The organism is Streptomyces hokutonensis (assembly GCF_000376565.1).
GTDB classification, from domain to species: Bacteria; Actinomycetota; Actinomycetes; order Streptomycetales; family Streptomycetaceae; genus Streptomyces; species Streptomyces hokutonensis.
The window spans coordinates 1-4,051 of the sequence record NZ_BARG01000153.1; the positions used below are offsets into that span (position 1 = coordinate 1).

Annotated in this window: 2 protein-coding genes; both read right to left on the bottom strand. The window is 73.6% G+C overall.

Translation table 11 applies throughout. The features are described from left to right. Positions 1–170: 170 nt before the first annotated feature. A complete protein-coding gene (locus tag SSP08S_RS54375) occupies positions 171–3,587 on the bottom strand; it encodes a LysM peptidoglycan-binding domain-containing protein (protein ID WP_019076024.1) in 3,417 nt (1,138 codons plus the stop codon). Beyond that, a complete protein-coding gene (locus SSP08S_RS54380; protein ID WP_019076025.1) occupies positions 3,588–4,040 on the bottom strand; it encodes a pilus assembly protein TadG-related protein in 453 nt (150 codons plus the stop codon). Positions 4,041–4,051: the final 11 nt, after the last annotated feature.

A 4,051-nucleotide genomic window follows, 5' to 3' on the forward strand; every position in this document is an offset into this window, starting at 1 on the left:
CTGGGTGCGGCTGAGAACGGCCGGGACACAGTGCCGCCCTGGTGGCAGGACGTCAGTGTGAGGTGCATCCTCGTTCGGTCCCGTTGCCGGTTCCGGCTCGGGCCCGGTGGGCGGGATGGGTGTGGGTATGGAGGCCGGCGACGAGTGCGGTGGTGCTGGTCGGGTCGTGGTCATTGCTGCCGTGACCCGGGGGAGTGCGGTATATCGAGGAGGTCGTTGATGAGCTGCTCCGTCTCCGGCTCCAGTGAGCAGTCCAGTGCCCGGTTGACCTGCTGGACACGGGCGATGGCGGTGTGCAGCCCCTGACGGTTGCCGGCCGTGTGCTCGATGCGGAGCCAGTCCCGGTACAGCAGTTCCGCCGTGTCGTCGGCGTCGAGGCCGGTCGCGACGGCCTGGCGGGCCGCGCTGAGATCGTGGTGCGGGCCGGCGGGGGTGCGGTAGGTGGCGATGGTGTGTGCCACGTCGACGATCCGCGTGATCATTTCCTGCTGGTGGGGCTCGGCCCACGGCAGGGGCCTGCCGCCGAACGGCCGGCCCTGCACCAGGGCGAGCGCCCGCTCCAGATCGGGGAGGCCGGAGGGTCCCAGCGGCAGTGCGCGTTCGGCGAGGTGGAGGAAGCGGGTCCAGTCGCAGCCCACTGCGGGGGAGAGCCGGTAGGGGTCGTCGGCGGCCTTGCGGCGCGGTACGTAGGGGTTGCCGTCGGGGTCGTTGCCCAGACAGCTGCGCAGGCCCTGCATCCGGGCGTTGAGGGTGGCCGGCGACCAGGGGCTGGCGGGATCCATGTCGGAGCACAGGATGTTCGCGCCGCGGCCGGGCCGGAAGTACAGCAGCGCGGCGAGCTGGGCCATGCGCGGGCCGTGGCCGGTGTGGTCTACGCCGGTCACGTGGATCGGGCCCAGGACCCGGATCTCCGGCGCGTGCAGGTCAGGGGATTCGTGCTTCCCCTGGGCCTCCGGTACAGGGGCTTCGGCACCGCCGCCCCGGCCGTCACTCTCTGGGATCTGCGCGGCGGGCGGCGTCGGCGAGTCGGCGGTCGGGGTGTTGGTCTCGGCCTGTGGCGGTGCAGCGGTGGGCAGCAGCCGGAGTCCGGACGGGTCGGTCGTGGCGGCGAGCAGGGCCGGGAAGACGCCGTCGCCGTCCGCCGCCGGCGATACCGGGGGGCTCGTGGGGGCGGCGTCGGACGCGGGCGTGGCCGGGGGCTCTGCCGGCGTGGTCTGCTTGGGCGGCGCCGCGCTGTCGGGCTCGTCCGGTACGTCCTGCCAGGGCCCCTCGGCCGGGTGGGCTGACTGGGCTGACAAGGTCAGCGCGTTGGTGATCTGCTGGTAGGCGGCGTGCTCCAGGCGTTGCACGGTGATGTCGGCACCGACGAAGTCGAGGGGCTGCGGTGTGCTGAGCGAGGAGTTGAGGATCTCCGCTTCGGGGAAGTGCGCTGCCGCCGCACTCGCCGGCGCGATCAGGGTGACGGGCACCGTTGCGGCCTTGTCGATGACCTCGGCGAACTCCCAGGCCGTGTCCGTGTCCAACGCCGCCGAGCACAGTAGCAGGTAGGGCTGGTGACTGGTCTCGGGCAGCTGGTGTGCTTCCAGCAGCCGCTCGCTCAGATCGCGCAGCGCGTGCGTGGCGTGGCGCATGTGCGCGATCCGCGCGGTGGGCAGCAGCCCCGGCAGGTCCTCGCCGAACCCCACGGTGACAACCTCGACGTCGCTCGCCCACGGGCTCATCCCGAGTTCCAGGGCGAGGGAGATGCACACCTCGGTGATGTGGACCGGGTTGCCGTCCAGGAGCACGGCGGAGACACGGGCGAGGTTGAGCAGGATCAGGTCGCCCGCTTCGGTGCTGCCGATCGTGGCCAGCCCGGGATACGGGGCCGGCACCTGGTGGGCCGTCTCCTCGTCGAGGAGATCGGCGTCGGCGGGCAGGACCCACCAGCCGGCCTTCCCGGAGGTGAAGGGCGCCGGCGGCTCCTGGGCGAGGTCCTCGGGCAGCACCTCCACCGCGCGCGCACCGATCCGCGCGGCCCGCAGCGCCGGCAGGACCACATCGTCCCCCTCCTCGGCCGCCCGGTGGGCCATCGTGCGCAGGGCCACGTCCAGACGGGCAGCGCCGCCGAGTTCGGCGGCCGCCGCCAACTGCGCCTCGGCCGGCGACGGTTCCGGCGCGATGGCGATCGTCTCGCCCGGTTTGCGGCGGCGGCGCTGCAGCGTCCTGCGCAGTGCCAGAGCGCCGGTGACGGCGGCCGCCAGCAGCGCGCCGGCGCCGAGCACGGTGCGCAGGTTCAGCGGACTGCCCGGCGGATTCGACACCGGCGGCGCGGACGCCGTAGCGGCGGGGGAGGAGGCAGCGGAGCTCGACGCCTCGGACGACGCCGACGGAGAGGCAACCGAGGGAGCCGAGCTCGTGCTGGGCCTGGGCGTCGCGGAAGGAGACTGTTCCTGGCCGGGGTGCTCGGCGGGACGGCTGCTCGGGATGCTGGAGGGCGTGGACTCTGGCGCGGGCGCCGTGGTGGTTCCCGGCGTCGGAGCCTGCTCATCCCCCGCAGCACCGCCCGGCTTCTGACCGTCGGGCGTTTGGGCGGCCGGGGGAGTGGCCTCCTGGCCGCCCGCCTTCTCACCGTCGTCTCTGTCGCGTGGGGTGTGCTGGTCGGCCTGGACGCCGGGCACGGTCACCTGCTGCCCCGGGAAGACCCTATCCGGGTCGGTGATGGCGGGCAGTCCGTCCGGCTGCGGCTTGCCCCGGCTGGCCTCGTACAGCTTCGGCCACTCGTCGCCGTCGCCGAGCTCCTCCTGGGCGATCCTCGACAGGTAGTCGCCCGCGTGCACCGTGACGATGTGCTCACTGCCGTCGGCGGCAGCCGGGGTGTCGTCGCCCAACTGCGTGCGGGGGCCTCCTGCACCGGCGGCGGCATGGGGCATCCTGAGCTGCCAGCCGGGCTGGAGGAAGCTGTTGGCGCGGAAGACCTCGCCGCCGGTCATGGTGCGGCCCGCGTTGAGGTCGGCGATCTCCCGCCACCGCTCGCCGTCGCCGAGTTCCTTCTCGGCGATGCTCCACAGGCTCTCCGCCGGCCGCACCTCCCGCACCGTGTACGTCTCGTCCTGCACGCGGTCGGCGGACGATGCCGTGCGGTCCGCGCCGGCGCTCTCCGCGCGTACCTGACCCGACAGTTGGACGGCGGTGGCGCTGGGGGCGGCCTGGGCGGGGGTGGCCAGCGCGGAACCGGTGGGCAGCAGCACCAGGATCCCGCCGATCAGGACGGCCGCGGCGCGCTGCGAGGCACCCAGCCCCCGCGGAGCGTGCCAGGACCGGCCGCCAAGTTGCGCGCTCAACTCCCGTACGGCGCAGAACGTGAACTGCGCCCACCCCATCCATCCCACGGCGACGAGCAGCAGCAGGAACGCCCCGCCGGTGTCCTGCCGGTCCAGCAGGTGCGTGAGGTCGTCGCGGCCCGAAGCCCACAGGACGGGGGTCACCCGGGCCAGCAGCAGCGGCAGCCCGGCGACGGCGCCGGCCAGGACCAGCAGACTGCCCGCCGCGGTGACGATCCGGGCCGGGAGGGACCGGACTGCGGCGGGGGAGTGGGGAGTGCGCATTCAGTTCCCTTCGGGTGCGGTGACGCCGTGCAGGAGAGTCGCTTCGCCGTGGCCGGTCACCGCGAGAGAGCCAATCCCGACCACGGGCAGGAACTTCGTGGCATACGAGCCGGTGACGGTGACGGTGAGCGTCTTGCCGTCCCCGGACACACTGACCGTGCCGGTGGCGCCGGCCGAGCGGAGATAGGCCTGGGCGGCGGCCTGCGCGTCCTGCGGATCGACGACGACCGCCGTGCCGGTGATGGCCTTGGCCGGGTCGATGGCCTGCCCGCCGGCCCGGGCGGCCTCACCGGCGATGTAGTCGGCGCGCTCGGTGGCGCGCATCGTGCTGCCGCCGTCGACGCAGATACCGATGATGCCGATCAGCGCGACGACACACACGGCCACGAACACCGTGACCCCGCCCCGGTCGTCCAGCCGTCCTCGGTATCGGCCTGCCGGCCGCGCGATCATCAGTCCCCCCG